The sequence below is a fragment of the Dorea sp. Marseille-P4042 genome (assembly GCF_900290215.1).
GTDB classification, from domain to species: domain Bacteria; phylum Bacillota; class Clostridia; order Lachnospirales; family Lachnospiraceae; genus Dorea; species Dorea formicigenerans.
This window is the reverse complement of sequence record NZ_OLMI01000001.1, coordinates 585389-604365: the sequence shown is the minus strand read 5'-3', so window position 1 is coordinate 604365 and position 18977 is coordinate 585389. Positions and strand designations below refer to the sequence as shown.

Sequence of the window (18977 nt, the reverse complement as noted above, 5' to 3'; positions counted from 1 at the left end):
TATACTATTTTATGGATGTCAAAAAGGAACTTAAGAAAAAAGATAAGACTTTGAATGAGATAGAAAAAATGTATGGAGGTACAATTTGATGAAAGTAGCGATTATTACTGCAAGTACAGCAGTTTATAAAGGAGAGCAGGAGGATGCAAGTGGAAAAGTAATCCGCAAGATGGTGGAGGAAGCAGGGCTTGACGTTGTGTTCATGAAGGATCTCCCGACAGACAAAACTGTATTATCTACTGTTTTTCAGAGAATGGCAGACGGAAATCTTGCAGACCTGATCCTGACAACAGGCGGAGCAGGCTGCGGACCGGAAGACTGCACACCGGAGGCAACTATGGAAGTTGTAGACAGACCACTTCTTGGAATTCCGGAAGGTATGCGTGCACACATGCTTACACTGACAAAAAGAGCTATGTTGAACCGTGCAGCGGCAGGAATCCGTGGAAATGTTGTGATTGTAAATCTTCCTGGAAAAGCAGGAGCTGTAAAGGAATGTCTTGGATACATCTTGCCAGAGGTCATGCATGCAGTTGAAGTGGCACAGGGAATAAAATAATGATTAAAATTACTTACCTGGAACATAGCGGATTTACTGTTGAGTGTGACGATTATGTATTGATTTTTGATTATTATAAAGGAAATCTGCCACAGTTTGATAAAGATAAAAAAATCTGTGTATTTGCAAGTCATGTGCACTACGATCATTTTAAAAAGAAAATATTTACGTGGGCAGAAGAATATGAGAATATCCACTATATTTTATCTGATGACATTGAGGCGGCAGGGCCAAAAGATCAGACGGAGCATATAGGTGCAGATGCAGATTTTAATATTTGGGATTTAAGGATTCATACACTGAAATCCACCGATGAAGGTGTGGCATTTCTTGTAAGGGTGAAAGAGAAAACATTTTTTCATGCAGGAGATCTGAACTGGTGGTACTGGGAAGAAGAGGATGATGAGACCTGGAATGAACCGATGAGACAGGCATATCAGAAAGAGATTGCAAAAATCGAGGGTGAAGAAATTGATTATGCATTTTTCCCGCTTGATTCCAGACAGGGAGAAGAGTCTGTACTTGGTATCAATTATTTTATGCAGCATACGAATACAAAGATTGTATTCCCAATGCATATGTGGGGGTATGACATTTTAGATAAGTTTTTGAAAAATTCAGTGTCGGAGCCGTATAGAGAGCGGATCATGAAGGTGAAAGAACCGGGTCAGAGCTTTTATTTCGAGGAGGAAAGATAGATGCTGGTCAGTATATACACCGATGGAGCAGCCAGAGGAAACCCGGATGGACCGGGAGGATACGGAACTATTTTAGAGTACGTAGATTCAAAAGGCGAACTTCATATAAAGGAATTGTCAAAGGGATATGAGAAGACAACGAATAACCGCATGGAGTTGATGGCAGTCATAGCTGGACTGGAAGCATTGAACCGTCCGTGTGATGTGAAGTTGTATTCCGATTCAAAGTATGTGGTAGATGCATTCAATCAGAACTGGATCGGCGGGTGGCTGAAGAAAGGCTGGAAACGTGGAAAGAATGAGCCTGTAAAAAATGTGGATCTCTGGAAACGGCTTCTGGAAGCGAAAGAGCCACACAATGTGACATTTATCTGGGTGAAAGGACATGATGGACATCCTCAGAATGAGCGATGCGATGAACTCGCAACTTCTGCGGCAGATGCAATGAGGTAAAAAAGTTCTTTCTTTTTAGAAAAAATATGATATAATAAATACTTGCAAGTAAGACAGGTGATCGCGGCTGTAATTGCCGAAAGGCAGCAGGTGAGGAAAGTCCGGGCTTCGCAGGGCAGGGTGCCGGATAACGTCCGGTGGAGGCGACTCCAAGGCCAGTGCAACAGAAATGTACCGCCTGACAGACTCTTATGAGAATGGACAGGTAAGGGTGGAAGGGCAGTGTAAGAGACTACCGCCCGGCCGGTAACGACCGGGGCACATGTAAACCCCACTCGAAGCAAGACCGTGCAGAGACAATTTGGCGGCCCGTCAAGTCTCAGGTAGGTCGCTGGAACCTGATGGCAACATCAGGTCTAGATAGATGATCGCTCAACGACATAACCCGGCTTATCGTCTTGCTTGCTTTTGCTTTATTCCAATATGGTAATAAAAAAGATTTTCAGCTTCGAAAATTGAAACTGAAAATCTTTTTTTATACATTTAATTCAATGTTTATCATCAATTCATAAATAAAAGATAACTGTCTGCATAGTTAAAACAGGAAGTTTTATTTGCGTTTACCAAGTCTTCCCTGATATTTTTCTTCGCAGTATTTGCAGCGGTATACTTCTTCGTCCGGATCGGTCAGTACGAAAACATGATCCAGTCCCTGCTCAATAGAAGTGATACAACGAGGATTTTTACAGCGGATCACATTGCGGATTTCGTGAGGAAGGTGAAGACATTTTTTCGCAACAACCTTCTCATTCTGGATAATGTTGACGGTAATGTTGTGATCAATGAAACCAAGGATGTCAAGATCCATAAAATCGATCGGACATTCGATTTTCATGATATCCTTTTTGCCCATACAGTTACTTTTTGCATTTTTGATAATTGCAACACAGCAGTCCAGTTGATCTAAGTGAAGATATTTGTAAATATCCATACTTCTTCCTGCCTGGATGTGATCCAGTACAAATCCTTCTGAGATCTGACCTACATTCAGTGTATTCTTAACCATAGTATATTCCTCCTTAGACTTCGATTTCCAGTAATGTCAGAATCAGAGCCATTCGAATGTATACTCCGTACTGAGCCTGAGCGAAATAAGCAGCTCTTGGGTCATCATCAACTTCAACAGCAATTTCATTTACTCTAGGAAGTGGGTGAAGTACATACATATCCTTTGGCGCAAGCTCCATCTTCTGAGCATCCAGTACATAAAAATCTTTCATACGGATATAGTCTTCTTCATTGAAGAAACGTTCTTTCTGTACACGGGTCATGTAGAGAATATCGAGCTTTGGAAGAGCATCTTCCAGACGAACGACCTCTTCATACTGTGCATGTTCTTTGTCGAGAACATCATTGCGGATATAACTTGGAACACGAAGTTCTTCTGGTGAGATCAGAATGAATTTTACATTTTTGTAACGCACCAGAGCGTGAATCAGAGAGTGAACGGTACGGCCAAATTTTAAATCTCCGCAAAGACCGATCGTGATATTATCAAGATGACCTTTTAAAGAACGGATTGTAAGCAGATCGGTCAGGGTCTGTGTCGGATGCTGATGTCCGCCGTCTCCTGCATTGATGACAGGGATTCTGGAATGCTCGCTGGCTACCAGCGCAGCTCCTTCTTTCGGATGTCTCATTGCACAGATATCCGCATAACAGGAAATCATACGAATCGTATCTGCAACAGTTTCCCCTTTTGTTGCAGAGCTGGAATCGGCAGAAGAAAAACCAAGAACACTGCCTCCGAGATTAAGCATTGCTGCTTCATGACTGAGTCTAGTACGTGTACTTGGTTCAAAAAATAAAGTTGCTAATTTCTTTCCATCACATGCATGAGCATATTTCTTAGGGTCCTTTTCGATGTCCTGGGCTAAATCCATAAGATTGTCTAATTCTTCCACTGTGAAATCAAGTGGACTCATCAAGTGTCTCATAAAATCCTCCTTCGCGACGTTTACTTAAAAGTCTCTGTACATAATATAACAAACCTGTCAGATTTTCAATGTAAAAATAATTTTTTTTGAATGTAAAAAATAATTTTTTTGAATCTGTAATCAGGATAAGAATGGAAGGTAGATTTTAGATATGAAATGTATTATAATGCAATGGTGTCAGTATAGAGAGGCGAAGGATGCAAGTGATACTGACTATGGTATTTGTAAAGGAGACAAGATGGATGGCTACATTAGAAGAATTAAGAGGACAGTTAGATGTCGTAGATGATCAGATCGTGAAGTTATATGAAGAGCGAATGAAAATATGTGAACAGGTTGGAGAATATAAGGTCGAAGCAGGAAGAAAAGTATTTGACCGTGTAAGGGAGAAAGAAAAGCTTCAGAATGTGGCATCAAAAGTTTCTTCTGATTTTGATAAAAAAGGAGTTCAGGAACTGTATCAGCAGCTTATGTCCCTGAGCCGCAAGTTACAGTATCAGCAGCTTGTGAAGGCAGGAGCTCTTGGAAGACTTCCTTTTATAGAGATTGATTCACTTGGCGTGGAGAAAGCGAGAGTCGTATTTCAGGGCATGGAAGGTGCTTATGGACAGGCAGCTATGAAGACCTATTTCGGAGAGGACTGCAACAGTTATTCCGTCCGTACATTCCGGGATGCAATGGAAGCAATCGAGGAGGGCGCCGCAGATTATGCAGTGCTTCCAATCGAAAATTCTACAGCAGGTGCGGTAAACGAAGTCTATGACCTTCTGGTAGAATTTGAAAATTATATTGTAGGAGAAGTCATAATTCCAATCACGCATACACTGGCAGGACTTCCAGGGACACAGCTTTCTGAACTGAAGCGAGTGTATTCTAAAGCAGAAGCGCTGATGCAGACGACCAGGTTTTTGGAAGAACACAGTGGCTGGCAGCAGATCAGCGTGGCAAATACAGCTATTGCAGCAAAGAAAATCCTGGATGACCAGGACCGGACTCAGGCGGCAGTCTGCAGTGCCTATGCGGCAAAAGTCTACGGACTGGAAGTGTTAGAAGACAACATTAATGATGAATCCGGAAACTGTACAAGATTTATTATTGTGACGAACCAGAAGGTGTTCTTGAAAGGGGCAAAGAAGATCAGTATTTGCTTTGAGGTTCCACATGAGAGTGGATCGCTGTATCATTTACTGTCACATTTTATTTATAATGATCTGAATATGTCAAAAATCGAGTCCAGACCAATTGAGGGAAGAAGCTGGGAGTACCGTTTCTTTGTAGATTTTGAAGGCAATCTGGAAGAACCAGGTGTGAAGAATGCACTTAGGGGCTTGCGGGAAGAGAGCAGAAGCCTGAAGATACTTGGAAATTACTAATACCAGTGTGGGAGTGCCGGACATAGAGTAATCCGTTAGAGGATTTGTATAATAGAAAAACATAAAATGACATAAAAAAGGAGACATCGAGGAAATGAGAATGAATGAATTGATTTTATATAAAGATATGGAAGACGGGGAACTTCTCCAGGACATGACATTTCTTATGGAGAACTATAATAATGAATATTACAATGAGGACGATATGAAGAGCCTTCTGTATTCTACGATTGGTGATCTGACAGAGTTATCAGTCAGTCACGGATTTGAAGGAAATCTGTGGCATACTTATCTGACTTACCTTATGGTCAGTCATGAGAATGCATACAGCACTTCCTGTGAGATTGTCGGACCGGTCGAAGGAAGTATTAATATTGCAGCACTGCATGATTTTAAGATTTTTAAAGAACTGTTTGACTATGATTTCCAGAATCTTGGAGAGGTACTTGGAGAAGATGGACTTGCCATGATCCGGGATTACAAGGGGGTCAATGGACATGGACAGGTCTTCAATGAGAGAATCCGTGACCGTATCTGTGACCTTGCAAAGGCACTTGATGGAACGAAATGTGCAGAAGAATTTAAAGAGAAAGTAACACAGTTCTACAAGGAATTTGGCGTTGGCAAACTGGGGCTTCACAAAGCATTTCGTATTGAGCATACCGAAGAAGGGGCAAGAATCGTGCCGATCACAAAGATTGCTCACGTGCACCTGGATGATCTGGTGGGATACGAGATGGCAAAGAAAAAACTGATCGACAATACAGAAGCATTTGTTATGGGAAGAAAATCCAATAACTGTCTGTTATTTGGAGATGCCGGAACCGGGAAATCTTCTTCTATCAAGGCAATCCTGAATCAGTATTATGATCAGGGCCTTCGTATGATCGAAGTCTATAAGCATCAATTCCAGGATCTCAATGATGTAATTGCGCAGATCAAGAACCGTAATTACAAGTTCATCATATACATGGATGATCTGTCATTCGAGGAATTTGAGATTGAATATAAATATCTGAAAGCAGTCATCGAGGGAGGACTTGAGAAAAAACCAGATAATGTGCTTATTTATGCAACATCTAACCGAAGACATCTGATCCGTGAGACATTTAAGGATAAAGAAGATAGAGATGAAGAATTACATACAAATGATACCGTACAGGAAAAGCTGTCACTGGTAGCAAGATTTGGTGTGACGATCTACTTTGGAAGACCACAGAAACGAGAGTTTCAGGAAATCGTGTGCCAGCTTGCCAAGAGAAATAATCTTAATATAACGGAGGAGGAACTCCTGGCAGAGGCAAATAAATGGGAGTTAAGTCACGGAGGAATGTCAGGACGAACTGCACAGCAGTTTATTGATTATCTGGCAGGAAAAGAGGCGTAATCATGAATGTATTTTTGCCGGCAGATATTCTGATTCCAGATGTAGAAAGCATGGAGAAGTGGTCGGTGATTGCATGCGACCAGTTCTCTTCGCAGCCAGAATACTGGAAAGATGTAAAGGAGACGGTAGGAGATGCTCCATCTTCCTTTCATTTGATTTTTCCGGAAGCAGAATTGGAAGAAGTGGACGAGAATGAAAAGATAAAGACAATCCATTGGAATATGCAATCATATCTTGAACAGGGAATTTTTCAGAAATATGAAAAATCCTATGTTTATGTAGAGAGGACCCTTAAAAATGGCAGTATTCGAAGAGGGCTGATCGGGATGATTGATCTGGAAGCATATGATTATTCGGAAAATAGTTCTTCCAGAATCCGTGCGACGGAAAAGACAGTGACCTGTAGAATTCCGCCAAGAGTCAGAATCCGTGAGGATGCGCCTGTCGAATTGCCACATGTATTACTTTTGTGTGATGATAGAAGTGATGGGTTGATGAAATGGCTGAGCGGGAAAAAGGAAGAAATGCGTAAGATTTATAATTTTAATCTTATGAAAGAAGGCGGACATATCAGTGGATGGCTGGTGTCTGGAAAACTTGCAAAAGATTTTGAAAAGCAGATCACATCTTATGAGAATATAAGTGCAGAGATGCCCTATGCGGTTGGCGACGGGAATCATTCGCTGGCTACAGCAAAAGTGTGTTATGAAAATTATAAAAAAACACATTCCGATACAGAAAATGCAAATGCTCCGGCAAGATATGCGATGGTGGAGCTGGAAAATATTCACGACAAAGCGTTGGAATTTTCTCCGATTTATCGAATTGTTACAGAGACAGATGCAGAGGCATTATTGGATGAGCTTCAAAAAACATGTTGCGCCCCGGAAGGATATCCAGTACAATGGTATACGAAAGAGCGCCAAGGTGTTCTTTATTTAAATCCGAATAAAAGTAGGCTTGCAGTCGCAATTTTACAGAATTTTTTAGACGAATATCTGAAAAACCATAGAGGACAGATGGATTATATACATGGAGAAGAGGCATTAAAGAACCTGGCAGAGAAGGAAAATGCGGTTGGCTTTTTATTGCCTGCAATGGAGAAAAGAGAGTTGTTTCCTTACGTGACTGAAAGTGGAACACTTCCAAGAAAGACATTTTCCATGGGACATGCGACGGAGAAAAGATATTATTTGGAAGCAAGACAGATTCGCTGATATGACTAGAAAAGATAAAATCATAATAATGATATGGAGGTAAAAGGATGAAAACATCATTAGTTATTATGGCTGCCGGGATCGGTTCCAGATTTGGTGGAGGAATTAAGCAGTTAGAGCCGGTTGGAATGCATGGAGAGATCATTATGGACTATTCCATTCATGATGCAATCGAAGCTGGATTTAACAAGATTATATTTATTATCCGCAAGGACATAGAGGAAGCCTTCCGGGAGGTTATCGGAGAGAGAATCGAAGCTATCTGTAAACAATTAAACGTAGAGATTGACTATGCATTCCAGGCAATCGACGATCTTCCAAAAGGAGTAAAACTTCCAAAAGACCGTACAAAGCCATGGGGAACAGGTCAGGCAGTTCTGGCATGTAAGGGTCTTATAAAAGAGCCATTTGCGGTAATTAATGCAGATGACTATTATGGAAAAGAATCATTTTTTAAACTGCATGATTTTCTGGAGGAGTACACACCGGAGAAACCAACAGATTTTTGTGCGGCAGGGTTTATTCTGAAGAATACACTCAGTGAAAACGGCGGCGTTACAAGAGGTGTATGCCAGGTCAATGAGAATGGATACCTGACCGGAATTGACGAGACAAAGAACATTGTAAAAGTGGGGAATAAGGCAGCAGTCCAGAAAGAAGACGGACAGGAGCCAATTGATGAGAATTCCCATGTATCGATGAATATGTGGGGACTGACACCGGAGTTCGTAGAGACACTGGAAAAAGGATTCAAGGAATTTTTTGAAAAACCAGATGTGGATGTGCTAAAGGGAGAGTATCTGCTTCCGATTTACATTGATGAGTTACTTCAGAAAGGCGAAGTGACGGTTAAAGTCCTTGAAACACAGGATAAATGGTTCGGAGTTACTTACAAAGAAGATAAGGACTCAGTTGTAGAATCTTTCAAGAAGTTGATTGAAGAGGGCGTTTATAAAGAAAAGCTGTTTGATGATATTCTGTAATAAATGATAGAATAAGTGAAAATCGTAAGTACAATACGAAAAAGGTCGTGCGGGAATTAATCCTGCACGACTTTTATGTTGCTGATGTCAGAGTCAATAACGAGAGAGTAGTTTGTATAATAAACCACAAACCCGGGTTTTGCTCCGTTTGGTTTCTTGACATGCTTCTTTTCAATGTAGTCAATCTCGACTTTATCACTGCCGCGGTTCTTAGAATAATAAGCAGCCAGCCGTCCGGCTTCTTCAAAAGTACGGTCCGGAAGTTCATCGCCATTTGTCTTGACAATGACGTGGGATCCGGGAGCACCTTTTGCGTGAAACCACCAGTCACCGCCATTTGCAAAAGAGAAAGTCAGTTCATCGTTCTGGATATTATTTTTACCAACGTAAATGTCATATCCGTCACTGGAGATGTAGTGCATTGGTTTGTTAGTCAGTTTTACTTTTTTCTTTGTGAATTTTCTGCGCACATAGCCGCTGGCAGTCAATTCTTCTTTGATCTGTCCCAGATCCGCTTCGCTTAGCGCAATGTTCAGAGAGTTGCTGACGGATTCCAGATAGCTGATCTCATCAGCTGTCTCTTGGATCAGTTCGGACAGCGCCTCAAAGGTACGCTTCTGCTTATTGTATTTTGCAAAATATTTTTGTGCATTTTCCTGAGGAGTTTTCTGTGGATCCAATGGAATCGTAATATCTTCGTTCGTATAGTAATTCAGGCAGGTCAATGACTTTGCTTCCGGATTCAGGTTGTAACCATAAGTGTTGATCAGTTCTCCGTAAACTTTGTATTTTTCACGGTCTTCGGTTCCTTGTAGTTGTTTGGATTGTAAGTCATATTTTTTTCTTGCACGTTCCAGATTCGTCTGCACAACATGGCGCAGGTCTGCACTTTTCTGACGTATTCGTGTTACGGTGTTGCGAGTCGCATAATAAGTGCGAAGCACCCGTGAGATGGAATCGAAGCATTCTGCCCGGTAATTTCCATAATGAGAAAATGGAATGGCGGTGAATTCTTTTGGCACTTCGTTGCTATAGTAAATCACTGGGTGGAAATTTCCTTCCTTCAGGTCTTCGATATAGTAGGAAAACTGGCGGTACAGGTGAATGAGCATATCTTCGGAAATGCCGGAAGCCGGAATATCCGTATCCAGTCCGGACCCCGAGACGATATGTTCCGCTACTACAGGACTGATACCGGTAAAGCTTGTGTAGATTGCTTTTCCAAGGGCAGCAGGTTTTTCTCTCAGTGCCAGGACAAAGTTTTTAAAAGAAACTGTGAGCGGGTCCAGTTTAGACATCGTGTCCGGGATGAAATAGGTTCTTCCAGGAAGGACTTCCCGGACAGAACTCATTTGTGCGGAAACATGCTTAATGCTGTCCAGAATCTTATCTTTATCATCGCAGAAGATGATATTGCTGTGCTTGCCCATGATTTCTACGATCAGACGCTTACGGCAAAGGTCCCCCAGTTCATTTAAATGCTCAATATCAAAGAATAAAATACGTTCCAGACCAGGCTGTGAGATAGCTGTGATACGCCCATTCCCAACATATTTGCGAAGAAGCATACAAAAACCAGGTGCAGTCATAGGACTCGGTTTATTCTCATCAGTGAGATAAATCAATGGAAGAGATGCACTTGCAGAAATATATAGTTTGCGTTGCCCTTCGGGTGTTTTTATTGTGATCAACAGTTCGTCCGGTTCCGGCTGTGCAATTTTGTAGATGCGTCCGCCAAGGATAGAATCGGAAAGTTCTTTTCGAACTGCTGCGATTGTTGTTCCGTCAAATGCCATAATATAAGCACTCCTTTAAAATAATGTTATAAATGTATGATAAATGTTTACTTTTCATATCATACCATAGTTGACTCAAAAATCCAAATGAAGTATAATAAAACGTACGGTTAAAACCGTATTTATTACTGAAAAGAAGAGGTAATACACATGATCAAGAGTATGACCGGTTTCGGAAGATGTGAAATATCAGAGGGAGACCGCAAGTTTACCGTAGAGATGAAAGGCGTGAATCACCGCTATCTGGATATGAGTATCCGTATGCCGAAGAAACTGAATTTCTTCGAGACGGCAATCCGGACAGAAATCAAGAAAAGAATCCAGAGAGGAAAAGTAGACATCTTTATCAGCTATGAGGATTTATCTGACGGACAGGTTTCATTAAAGTATAATGAAAGTCTGGCAGCAGAATATCTTGAATATTTCAAGCAGATGGAAGAAAAGTTTGGCATTGAGAATGATGTCCGTGTGTCTGCACTTTCCAGATATCCTGAGATATTTACAATGGAAGAGGGCAGTGAGGATACCGATGAACTTTGGAAAGGACTGAAAAAAGCACTGGATGGAGCCGTTGACGGATTTGTAACTACAAGGACTGCAGAGGGAGAACATCTGAGAGAAGATATTCTTGCAAAGCTTGATGGAATTCTTGAGATGGTAGCATTTATCGAGGAGCGTTCTCCGAAGATCGTTGCCGAGTATAGAGAAAAGCTGGAAGCCAAAGTTAAAGAACTTCTTGAAGATACGCAGATTGAGGAGAATCGTATTGCAGCAGAAGTTGTGATTTATGCAGATAAGATCTGTACAGATGAAGAGGTCGTACGACTGAAGAGTCATGTCGTACATATGAAAGAGACGCTCCAGTCAGATGAGGCAGGAATCGGACGCAAGCTTGATTTTATTGCACAGGAGATGAACCGTGAAGCAAATACAATCTTGTCAAAGGCAAATGACTTGGAAGTTTCCAATACAGGAATTGGGTTAAAGACAGAGATTGAGAAGGTCAGAGAACAGATCCAGAATATTGAATAAGAGGTATAGCTATGAATAAAGAGGGAATTCTTATTGTAGTATCCGGGTTTTCCGGTGCCGGCAAAGGTACGATTATGAAAGCACTTCTGGAGAGATATGATAATTATGCATTATCCATCTCTGCAACAACAAGAAACCCAAGACCGGGAGAAGAAGAAGGAAAGGCTTATTTTTTCAAAACAACTGAAGAATTTGAAAAAATGATTGCGAAAGATGATTTGATAGAGTATGCTATGTACGTGGGAAATTATTACGGAACACCGAAAGCATATGTAGAAGAGCAACTTTGTGCAGGGAAAGATGTAATCCTGGAGATTGAAATCCAGGGCGCATTGAAAGTCAAAGAAAAATTTCCGAATACATTATTACTGTTCGTAACACCTCCGAGCGCAGAAGAACTCAGAAAGCGTCTGGAAGGACGGGGGACTGAGACACGGGAAGTCATCGATGGGCGTATGAAGCGCGCTATTGAAGAGGCAGAATATATGGATCAGTATGATTATCTGGTCGTGAACGATGAATTAGATGTGTGCGTGGAAGAGATGCATCATCTGATTCAGGGAGAACATGAGAGATGTTTCCGTAATCAGACATTTATAGAGCATATGAAGAGAGAGTTGAAAGGAGAATAGTGTACATGTTACATCCATCTTACACAGACTTAATGAAGGTCGTTAATAAAGACGTTGAGGAAGGCGAGACAAAGGTTGTTAACAGCCGTTATTCTATCGTTATGGCTACAGCTAAAAGAGCACGAGAGATTATTGATGGTTCTATGCCATTAGTAGATACAAAACCGGGTGAGAAGCCGCTTTCTATTGCAATCAGCGAGATGAATCAGGGAAAGATCACTATACTTGCTGAAGAAGAGGCTGCAAAACTTGTGGAACTGGAAGCAAAGCAGGCAGAGGAGAATGCAGAGGAAGATTTCTTGAATATTCAGGAAGAGGATTCAGAGGAAGACGCAGAAGCAGTAGAAGAGTCTGAAGATAACGAATAGAGAGATTACTACACGGTGTGCCGTGTGCCTGAGGCAGATACCGTCTGGTATCTGCTTTTTAAATAAGACATACAAGGAGAACTATATGAATATTTTATTTATATCCCTCGGCTGCGATAAGAACCTGGTGGATTCAGAGGTCATGCTTGGGCTTTTGGATAAAAAGGGATATCAGATCGTAGATTCAGAAGAAGACGCAGATATTATTGTTGTTAATACCTGCTGTTTTATTCATGATGCAAAGGAGGAAAGCATTCAGACCATTCTTGAGATGGCAGAGTACAAAAAAGAAGGGAAGCTGAAAGCTCTGATCGTGACCGGGTGCCTGGCACAGCGCTATCAGCAGGAGATTATTGACGAGATACCGGAAGTTGATGCAGTACTTGGCACTACTTCTTATGATCATATCGTAGAAGCGGTGGAAGAGGCTCTTGCGGGAAATGGACATGTTGTTCTGGAAGATGTGGATGCACTTCCAGATGTAAAAGAAAAGAGACTTGTAACAACAGGCGGGCATTATGCATACATGAAAATTGCCGAAGGCTGCGACAAGCATTGTACTTACTGTATCATCCCAAAACTTCGTGGTAATTACCGCAGTGTTCCGATGGAGAAGCTGCTGGCAGAAGCGAAAGACCTGGCTGATCAGGGAGTAAAAGAATTGATTCTTGTTGCACAGGAAACGACCGTATACGGAAAGGATTTATATGGAGAGAAATCTTTGCATAAATTGCTCCGCGAGCTTTGTAAAATATCCAAAATCCAGTGGATCCGAATTCTTTATTGTTATCCGGAGGAGATTTACGATGAACTGATTCAGACGATTAAAGAAGAAAATAAAGTCTGTCACTATCTGGATCTTCCGATTCAACATGCAAGTGATGCAGTGCTAAAAAGAATGGGAAGAAGAACTTCAAAAGCTCAGCTTGTAGAGATTATTGAAAAGCTTCGAAAAGAGATCCCGGATATTTCTCTTCGTACCACATTGATCACAGGATTTCCGGGTGAGACACAAGAACAGCATGAAGAGCTGAAGGATTTCGTAGATGAGATGGAATTTGACAGACTTGGAGTTTTTACTTACTCACCGGAGGAAGATACCCCAGCTGCAACTATGACAGAGCAGATTCCGGAAGAAGTCAAGGAAGACCGTCAGGCAGAATTGATGGAACTTCAGCAGGAAATCGCATTTGATCTGGCAGAAGATATGGTCGGACGTGAAGTTCTCGTTATGATTGAAGGAAAAGTTGCAGATGAAAATGCATATGTAGGAAGAACTTATAAAGATGCACCGAATGTGGATGGCTTGATCTTTATCAATACAGACGAAGAATTGATGAGTGGAGATTTTGCAAGAGTCCGCGTGACAGGTGCACTGGAATATGATTTGATAGGAGAGCTGATATAATGAATTTACCAAATAAACTGACAGTATTACGAGTTATCATGGTTCCGTTTTTTGTATTTTTTATGTTGACGGATGTGGGAGGACCGGCAAATAAATGGATCGCGTTAGTTTTGTTCTGTGTTGCCAGTCTGACAGATATGCTGGATGGTAAGATCGCCCGCGCAAGAAATCTTGTGACAAACTTTGGAAAGTTCATGGATCCTTTAGCAGATAAGCTGCTTGTGTGTTCTGCTATGATCTGTATGATTCCGTTAGGAAAATTACAGGCATGGTTCGTCATCATCATCATTGCCCGTGAGTTTATTATTAGCGGATTCCGCCTTGTGGCTGCAGATAATGGAATTGTCATCGCAGCAAGTTACTGGGGCAAATTTAAGACAGTATCCCAGATGTTCATGATCATTGTATTGATTGCAGATCTTGGAGGTGCGTTCGATATCGTTGGCACAGTTCTGATCTGGCTTTCACTGATCCTGACAGTTGTATCACTGATCGACTATATTGCAAAGAATGTGCAGGTGCTGACACATGGAGGTATGTAATGATCGTACGTGAACTGGAAAAACAGGAAAGGAAATACGCTCTGGATATTATCTGGAGCGTTTTTTGCATGGATGTGGCCGAGGTGTATGAGCAGGAAGGGATTGATACATTTCGCGAATATTTAAAACAGGAGAATATCGACCAGCTCTGTGATAGCGGCGAACTTCTGATGTTCGGTGTATTTGAACAAGAAGAACTGGAAGGAACTATATCCCTTCAGAGGCGGGGACACATTTGTAATTATTATGTGCGCAGATCCTGCCAGGGAAAAGGTGCTGGAAGGTTACTTTTTGACTATGCGAAAAGGTATTGTAAGGAAGAACTGCATAAGACTATTATGACCGTTGATGCTGCTCCAGAGGCGGTGAAAAAATATATCCACATGGGCATGAAACCAATCGATGAGATGCAGATGATACATGGAAAATGTTATGTGCCTATGGCAATGGAAATTCTTAAGTAGAATGACTATAAAAAGCGGTCCAAACAATTTAAAAATGTAGCGTAGTGCCAATTGACGAAAAATGTTATTTATGAGAGAATAAAAAAGGATATGGTGTTAAACTTATAACAAACACTATTTATAAAACACACATAGTTGAAAGGAGTTTTAAAATGATTTATTCACAAGAAGTAGAAATGATGTGTCCGGTAGCGCAGGGCGCTAATCACGGACCAGCTCCGATTCCGGAAGAGGCAAAATGGGTTCAGGCTAAGGAGATCAAAGATATTTCCGGTTTTACACACGGCATTGGCTGGTGTGCTCCTCAGCAGGGTGCTTGTAAGCTGACACTGAATGTGAAAGATGGAATTATCCAGGAGGCATTGGTTGAGACAATCGGCTGCTCCGGAATGACACATTCAGCTGCTATGGCTTCAGAAATCCTTCCAGGAAAAACTATTTTAGAGGCATTGAATACAGACCTTGTCTGTGATGCAATCAATACAGCAATGCGTGAGTTATTCTTACAGATTGTATATGGAAGAACTCAGAGCGCATTTTCTGAAGACGGACTTGCTATCGGAGCAGGACTTGAGGACCTTGGAAAAGGACTCCGCTCTCAGGTAGGAACAATGTACGGAACATTAGCAAAAGGACCTCGTTATCTTGAGATGGCAGAGGGTTATGTAACAGGTATCGCACTCGATGAAGCAGGCGAGATCATCGGATACCAGTTCGTAAATCTTGGAAAACTTACAGACTTCATCAAAAAAGGCGATACACCGAATGATGCATGGGAAAAGGCAAAAGGACAGTATGGTCGTGTTGAAGACGCAGCAAAGATTATTGACCCAAGAAAAGAGTAGGAGGACTTTTTAAAATGGCTTTATTTGAATCATATGAAAGAAGAATTGATAAAATCAATGAAGTGCTGGCAGGATATGGAATCGCTTCAATCGAGGAAGCACAGAAGATTACAAAAGATGCCGGACTTGATGTATACAATCAGATTAAGAGCATTCAGCCAATCTGTTTTGAGAATGCATGCTGGGCTTACACAGTAGGTGCTGCAATTGCAATCAAAAAAGGCTGTAAGACAGCAGCAGAAGCAGCAGCAGCAATCGGTGAAGGACTTCAGTCTTTCTGTATTCCAGGATCTGTAGCAGATCAGAGAAAAGTTGGTCTTGGACATGGTAACCTTGGAAAGATGCTTTTGGAAGAGGATACAGACTGCTTCTGTTTCCTCGCAGGACATGAATCATTTGCAGCAGCAGAGGGTGCGATCGGTATCGCTGAAAAAGCAAACAAAGTTCGTAAAAAACCACTTCGTGTTATCTTGAACGGACTTGGAAAAGACGCAGCTAAGATTATCTCCCGTATCAATGGATTTACATATGTTCAGACAGAATATGACTACTATACAGGAGAGCTGAAAGAGGTTCAGAGAATCTCTTATTCTGACGGACTTCGTTCCAAAGTAAACTGCTATGGAGCAAATGATGTGCGTGAAGGTGTTGCAATCATGTGGAAAGAGGGTGTAGATGTATCTATCACAGGTAACTCTACAAACCCGACACGTTTCCAGCATCCAGTAGCAGGAACGTACAAAAAAGAGTGTGTTGAGAAAGGTAAAAAATACTTCTCAGTAGCATCTGGTGGTGGTACAGGACGTACACTTCATCCAGATAACATGGCTGCAGGTCCAGCATCTTATGGTATGACAGATACACTTGGACGTATGCACTCAGATGCGCAGTTTGCAGGATCATCTTCTGTACCGGCTCACGTAGAGATGATGGGTCTCATCGGAGCAGGTAACAACCCGATGGTTGGTATGACTGTTGCAGTAGCAGTTTCCGTAGAGGAAGCAGCAAAGGCTGGTAAATTCTAAGAAACCGCCAGAAAAGCAGAAATAATAATGGAATAATGAGAGGAGCTTAGCGTATGCTAGGCTTCTCTTTACGTTTATAAGTGTGAACTTTAATACAATTTTTTGATTTTGTAGTATTTTGAGTTGTCGAAAGATATTGAAATATTTACCTTACTATTATATAATTGCTCAAATATTAGATGACAGTTGGTCAATTTTATAACAAGGAGGACAAAATTATGGCGTTTAAAAAGGTTGTAGTTGTAGGCGGTGGTGTGCTGGGGAGCCAGATCGCTTACCAGGTTGCATACAAAGGATTTGATGTGACGGTATGGCTTCGAAGTGAAGGCTCCATTGAACGTGCAAAGCCGAAATTTGCAAGATGGCATGAGACATATTTAAAAGATCTGGAGGCGACAAAAGCTTTGATCGGAACAGGAACAAAGCTGTATCCGAGAGGTCTGGTTGATGATTTTGAGAATCTGACAGTAGAAAAAGTAGAGGAATTAAAAGCGCAGGCTGACCAGGCATTTGAAAGTCTTATATATGAACTTGATATGGCGAAAGCAATGGCAGATGCAGACCTTGTGATTGAATCTTTATCAGAAGATCCGAAAGCAAAGATTGCATTCTATCAGCAGATGGCGCCGCTTCTTCCGGAAAAGACAGTTATTGTGACAAATTCATCAACTATGGTACCGAGTGCATTTGCTCAGTACACAGGAAGACCGGAAAAATATCTTGCACTGCATTTTGCAAATGAAATCTGGAAAAATAACACGGCTGAGATTATGGGGCATGCCGGTACAGAAGGAAAATATTACGATGAGGTTGTAGAGTTTGCCGGACAGATTGGTATGATTCCATTGAAATTACATAAAGAACAGCCGGGATATATTCTGAACTCTCTGTTAGTTCCGTTTTTAAATGCCGGAGAAGCACTTTATGCAAATGATGTGGCTGATCCGGAGACAATTGATCTGACATGGAGTCTTGCTACCGGAGCTCCACTTGGTCCATTCCGTATTCTTGATATTGTGGGACTGGAGACTGCGTACAATATCGTTTGTATGGATCCGGTGGCAAAAGATCCGGAGACAACACCGGGAAAGATTGCAAAACGCTTGAAAGAAAAAATCGATGCAGGCAAGAAAGGCGTCTGCACAGGAGAAGGATTTTATAAATACACAAAGTAAAAAGTATGACCGTCAGGATATGTTTCCTGACGGTTTTGACGTATGGAAAGTAATTTGGTAGAATAATAAAAGGCAGTAACAAAACAGATGATAAATGATAACGTAGCAGACAGAAAGGAATGTGACAGATATGCAGTATCAGGAGTTTGGAAAAACAGGCTTGAGGGTTTCGAAGCTATGTCTTGGAACATGGGGTATCGGAGGTGCCGGCTGGGACAGTTATTCGGATGAGTCGCGAATGGACGCAATTAAGGCAGCGCTGGAGTGTGGTATTAATTTTATAGATACGGCACCGGCTTACAATGCAGGAAAAGCAGAATGTTATGTTGGTGAGACTTTGAATAAGCTTAAAAAGCGCAGGGAGGTGGTCATTTCTACAAAATGTGGAAATAAATTCGTAGATGGAAAATATCTTCGCTGTGGTTCAAAAGAGAGTATTTTAAAGCAGTGCGACGAGTCGCTGAAAAATCTAAAGACAGACTATATTGATATTTATCTGGTACACTGGCCGGATCCGGATGTTGAACTGGAAGAGACAATAGATGCGGTGAGTACGTTGAAAAAAGAAGGAAAAATTCTGCATGCAGGAGTTTCTAATTTTTCAAAAGAACAGATTGAAGAGGTCCAGAAATATTGCAAAATCGAAGCTTTTCAGCCACAGTATTCACTGGCAGACCGAAAAGACGAGAAGTTGATTCGCTGGGCTTATGAACAAGGGCTTGGAATTATGACTTATGGAACTTTAGGTGGCGGAATTCTGACTGGAAATTACCGAAAACTTAGAACCTTTGAGCAGACTGACAGCAGAAATCGATTTTACCCATATTTTAAAGAACCATTGTTTTCAAAAGCAATGGAACTGTTAACAATCATGGATCAGATTGCAGAAGAGAGAAATGTTTCCTTGGCTCAGATCGCAGAGAAATGGGTGATTCAGAAGAGATTTGTATCCAGTTGCATCATTGGGGCGCAGAGCCGTGCCAGAGTAGAAGAAAACTGCAGAAATCTTCAATGGGAACTGACGGATAATGAGATTCGAAGACTGGAGTCTGTAAGAATATTATAACAGTCGGATAACTGATT

The 18977-nt window shown here is 41.5% G+C and carries 20 protein-coding genes and 1 other RNA gene; 18 read left to right on the top strand and 3 right to left on the bottom strand.

Translation table 11 applies throughout. The features are described from left to right. The first annotated feature begins 88 nt into the window (after positions 1-88). The 4 genes from C7E02_RS03125 to rnpB all read left to right on the top strand — a co-directional run bounded on the left by C7E02_RS03125 (position 89) and on the right by rnpB (position 2119). On the top strand, positions 89-559 hold the full coding sequence (locus C7E02_RS03125) for a MogA/MoaB family molybdenum cofactor biosynthesis protein (protein ID WP_005336726.1): 471 nt from the start codon (positions 89-91) through the stop codon (positions 557-559). Further along, positions 559-1257, top strand: coding sequence for an MBL fold metallo-hydrolase (locus C7E02_RS03120; RefSeq protein WP_005336724.1), 699 nt, complete (start codon positions 559-561; stop codon positions 1255-1257). Before C7E02_RS03125 ends, C7E02_RS03120 begins: the two co-directional genes overlap by 1 nt. Further along, positions 1258-1710, top strand: coding sequence for a ribonuclease HI (gene rnhA, locus C7E02_RS03115; protein ID WP_005331130.1), 453 nt, complete (start codon positions 1258-1260; stop codon positions 1708-1710). A 45-nt stretch (positions 1711-1755) separates the two neighbouring features. Next, an RNA gene (gene rnpB, locus C7E02_RS03110) (RNase P RNA component class A) lies at positions 1756-2119 on the top strand. Between the two features lie 141 nt (positions 2120-2260). Here rnpB and C7E02_RS03105 read toward each other — a convergent pair. Together C7E02_RS03105 and pyrB are read right to left on the bottom strand one after the other, a co-directional pair. After that, on the bottom strand, positions 2261-2716 hold the full coding sequence (locus tag C7E02_RS03105; RefSeq protein WP_005331128.1) for an aspartate carbamoyltransferase regulatory subunit: 456 nt from the start codon (positions 2714-2716) through the stop codon (positions 2261-2263). Between the two features lie 13 nt (positions 2717-2729). Next, entirely contained in the window at positions 2730-3647 is a 918-nt protein-coding gene (pyrB, locus tag C7E02_RS03100; protein ID WP_005336723.1) for an aspartate carbamoyltransferase, read from the bottom strand. A 242-nt stretch (positions 3648-3889) separates the two neighbouring features. On the opposite strand from pyrB, the gene pheA reads away from it, so the two are divergent. The 4 genes from pheA to C7E02_RS03080 all read left to right on the top strand — a co-directional run bounded on the left by pheA (position 3890) and on the right by C7E02_RS03080 (position 8607). Next, a complete protein-coding gene (pheA, locus tag C7E02_RS03095) occupies positions 3890-5020 on the top strand; it encodes a prephenate dehydratase (RefSeq protein ID WP_044911670.1) in 1131 nt (376 codons plus the stop codon). Between the two features lie 94 nt (positions 5021-5114). Beyond that, the gene (locus C7E02_RS03090) at positions 5115-6407 is read left to right on the top strand and encodes an ATP-binding protein (RefSeq protein ID WP_105308773.1); all 1293 of its coding nucleotides are present in this window, start codon (positions 5115-5117) and stop codon (positions 6405-6407) included. A gap of 2 nt (positions 6408-6409) precedes the next feature. Further along, positions 6410-7624: a DUF1015 domain-containing protein gene (locus C7E02_RS03085; RefSeq protein WP_105308772.1), complete on the top strand. Its 1215-nt coding sequence runs from the start codon at positions 6410-6412 to the stop codon at positions 7622-7624. A gap of 47 nt (positions 7625-7671) precedes the next feature. Then, entirely contained in the window at positions 7672-8607 is a 936-nt protein-coding gene (locus C7E02_RS03080; protein WP_005331098.1) for a nucleotidyltransferase family protein, read from the top strand. 56 nt (positions 8608-8663) lie between these two features. On the opposite strand, the gene C7E02_RS03075 is transcribed toward C7E02_RS03080, so the two are convergent. Beyond that, a complete protein-coding gene (locus C7E02_RS03075; RefSeq protein ID WP_105308771.1) occupies positions 8664-10403 on the bottom strand; it encodes an Rqc2 family fibronectin-binding protein in 1740 nt (579 codons plus the stop codon). 150 nt (positions 10404-10553) lie between these two features. Here C7E02_RS03075 and C7E02_RS03070 point away from each other — a divergent pair, with 150 nt between their 5' ends. From C7E02_RS03070 to C7E02_RS03025, 10 genes are all read left to right on the top strand, one after another. Further along, positions 10554-11435 (top strand): YicC/YloC family endoribonuclease, encoded by an 882-nt coding sequence (locus C7E02_RS03070; protein ID WP_005331095.1) that lies wholly within the window; start codon positions 10554-10556, stop codon positions 11433-11435. 11 nt (positions 11436-11446) lie between these two features. Continuing rightward, entirely contained in the window at positions 11447-12067 is a 621-nt protein-coding gene (gene gmk, locus C7E02_RS03065; RefSeq protein ID WP_005336711.1) for a guanylate kinase, read from the top strand. A gap of 5 nt (positions 12068-12072) precedes the next feature. Next, positions 12073-12435, top strand: coding sequence for a DNA-directed RNA polymerase subunit omega (gene rpoZ, locus C7E02_RS03060; RefSeq protein WP_005336709.1), 363 nt, complete (start codon positions 12073-12075; stop codon positions 12433-12435). 85 nt (positions 12436-12520) lie between these two features. Beyond that, entirely contained in the window at positions 12521-13843 is a 1323-nt protein-coding gene (gene rimO / locus C7E02_RS03055; RefSeq protein WP_022279331.1) for a 30S ribosomal protein S12 methylthiotransferase RimO, read from the top strand. Next, positions 13843-14385, top strand: coding sequence for a CDP-diacylglycerol--glycerol-3-phosphate 3-phosphatidyltransferase (pgsA, locus tag C7E02_RS03050; protein ID WP_005336706.1), 543 nt, complete (start codon positions 13843-13845; stop codon positions 14383-14385). The genes rimO and pgsA overlap by 1 nt, the downstream gene beginning before the upstream one ends. Beyond that, positions 14385-14849, top strand: a complete 465-nt coding sequence (locus tag C7E02_RS03045; protein WP_022279332.1) for a GNAT family N-acetyltransferase — start codon at positions 14385-14387, stop codon at positions 14847-14849. Before pgsA ends, C7E02_RS03045 begins: the two co-directional genes overlap by 1 nt. 152 nt (positions 14850-15001) lie before the next feature. Next, entirely contained in the window at positions 15002-15694 is a 693-nt protein-coding gene (locus tag C7E02_RS03040) for an iron-sulfur cluster assembly scaffold protein (protein WP_005331089.1), read from the top strand. Positions 15695-15708: 14 nt separating this feature from the next. After that, positions 15709-16719, top strand: a complete 1011-nt coding sequence (locus C7E02_RS03035) for a GGGtGRT protein (protein WP_005331087.1) — start codon at positions 15709-15711, stop codon at positions 16717-16719. Positions 16720-16937: 218 nt separating this feature from the next. Beyond that, complete coding sequence (locus C7E02_RS03030) at positions 16938-17894, top strand: 3-hydroxyacyl-CoA dehydrogenase (protein WP_029730382.1); 957 nt, start codon at positions 16938-16940, stop codon at positions 17892-17894. 130 nt (positions 17895-18024) lie between these two features. Beyond that, positions 18025-18960, top strand: a complete 936-nt coding sequence (locus C7E02_RS03025) for an aldo/keto reductase (protein ID WP_105308770.1) — start codon at positions 18025-18027, stop codon at positions 18958-18960. Positions 18961-18977 lie beyond the last annotated feature (17 nt).

Coding starts and splice junctions, on each gene's coding strand:
- C7E02_RS03025 (WP_105308770.1), top strand. CDS start 18,025: ATGCAGTATCAGGAGTTTGGAAAAACAGGCTTGAGGGTTTCGAAGCTA.
- C7E02_RS03105 (WP_005331128.1), bottom strand. CDS start 2,716: ATGGTTAAGAATACACTGAATGTAGGTCAGATCTCAGAAGGATTTGTA.
- C7E02_RS03030 (WP_029730382.1), top strand. CDS start 16,938: ATGGCGTTTAAAAAGGTTGTAGTTGTAGGCGGTGGTGTGCTGGGGAGC.
- rpoZ (WP_005336709.1), top strand. CDS start 12,073: ATGTTACATCCATCTTACACAGACTTAATGAAGGTCGTTAATAAAGAC.
- C7E02_RS03040 (WP_005331089.1), top strand. CDS start 15,002: ATGATTTATTCACAAGAAGTAGAAATGATGTGTCCGGTAGCGCAGGGC.
- pyrB (WP_005336723.1), bottom strand. CDS start 3,647: ATGAGACACTTGATGAGTCCACTTGATTTCACAGTGGAAGAATTAGAC.
- pgsA (WP_005336706.1), top strand. CDS start 13,843: ATGAATTTACCAAATAAACTGACAGTATTACGAGTTATCATGGTTCCG.
- rimO (WP_022279331.1), top strand. CDS start 12,521: ATGAATATTTTATTTATATCCCTCGGCTGCGATAAGAACCTGGTGGAT.
- rnhA (WP_005331130.1), top strand. CDS start 1,258: ATGCTGGTCAGTATATACACCGATGGAGCAGCCAGAGGAAACCCGGAT.
- C7E02_RS03085 (WP_105308772.1), top strand. CDS start 6,410: ATGAATGTATTTTTGCCGGCAGATATTCTGATTCCAGATGTAGAAAGC.
- C7E02_RS03045 (WP_022279332.1), top strand. CDS start 14,385: ATGATCGTACGTGAACTGGAAAAACAGGAAAGGAAATACGCTCTGGAT.
- C7E02_RS03080 (WP_005331098.1), top strand. CDS start 7,672: ATGAAAACATCATTAGTTATTATGGCTGCCGGGATCGGTTCCAGATTT.
- gmk (WP_005336711.1), top strand. CDS start 11,447: ATGAATAAAGAGGGAATTCTTATTGTAGTATCCGGGTTTTCCGGTGCC.
- C7E02_RS03070 (WP_005331095.1), top strand. CDS start 10,554: ATGATCAAGAGTATGACCGGTTTCGGAAGATGTGAAATATCAGAGGGA.
- pheA (WP_044911670.1), top strand. CDS start 3,890: ATGGCTACATTAGAAGAATTAAGAGGACAGTTAGATGTCGTAGATGAT.
- C7E02_RS03125 (WP_005336726.1), top strand. CDS start 89: ATGAAAGTAGCGATTATTACTGCAAGTACAGCAGTTTATAAAGGAGAG.
- C7E02_RS03090 (WP_105308773.1), top strand. CDS start 5,115: ATGAGAATGAATGAATTGATTTTATATAAAGATATGGAAGACGGGGAA.
- C7E02_RS03120 (WP_005336724.1), top strand. CDS start 559: ATGATTAAAATTACTTACCTGGAACATAGCGGATTTACTGTTGAGTGT.
- C7E02_RS03035 (WP_005331087.1), top strand. CDS start 15,709: ATGGCTTTATTTGAATCATATGAAAGAAGAATTGATAAAATCAATGAA.
- C7E02_RS03075 (WP_105308771.1), bottom strand. CDS start 10,403: ATGGCATTTGACGGAACAACAATCGCAGCAGTTCGAAAAGAACTTTCC.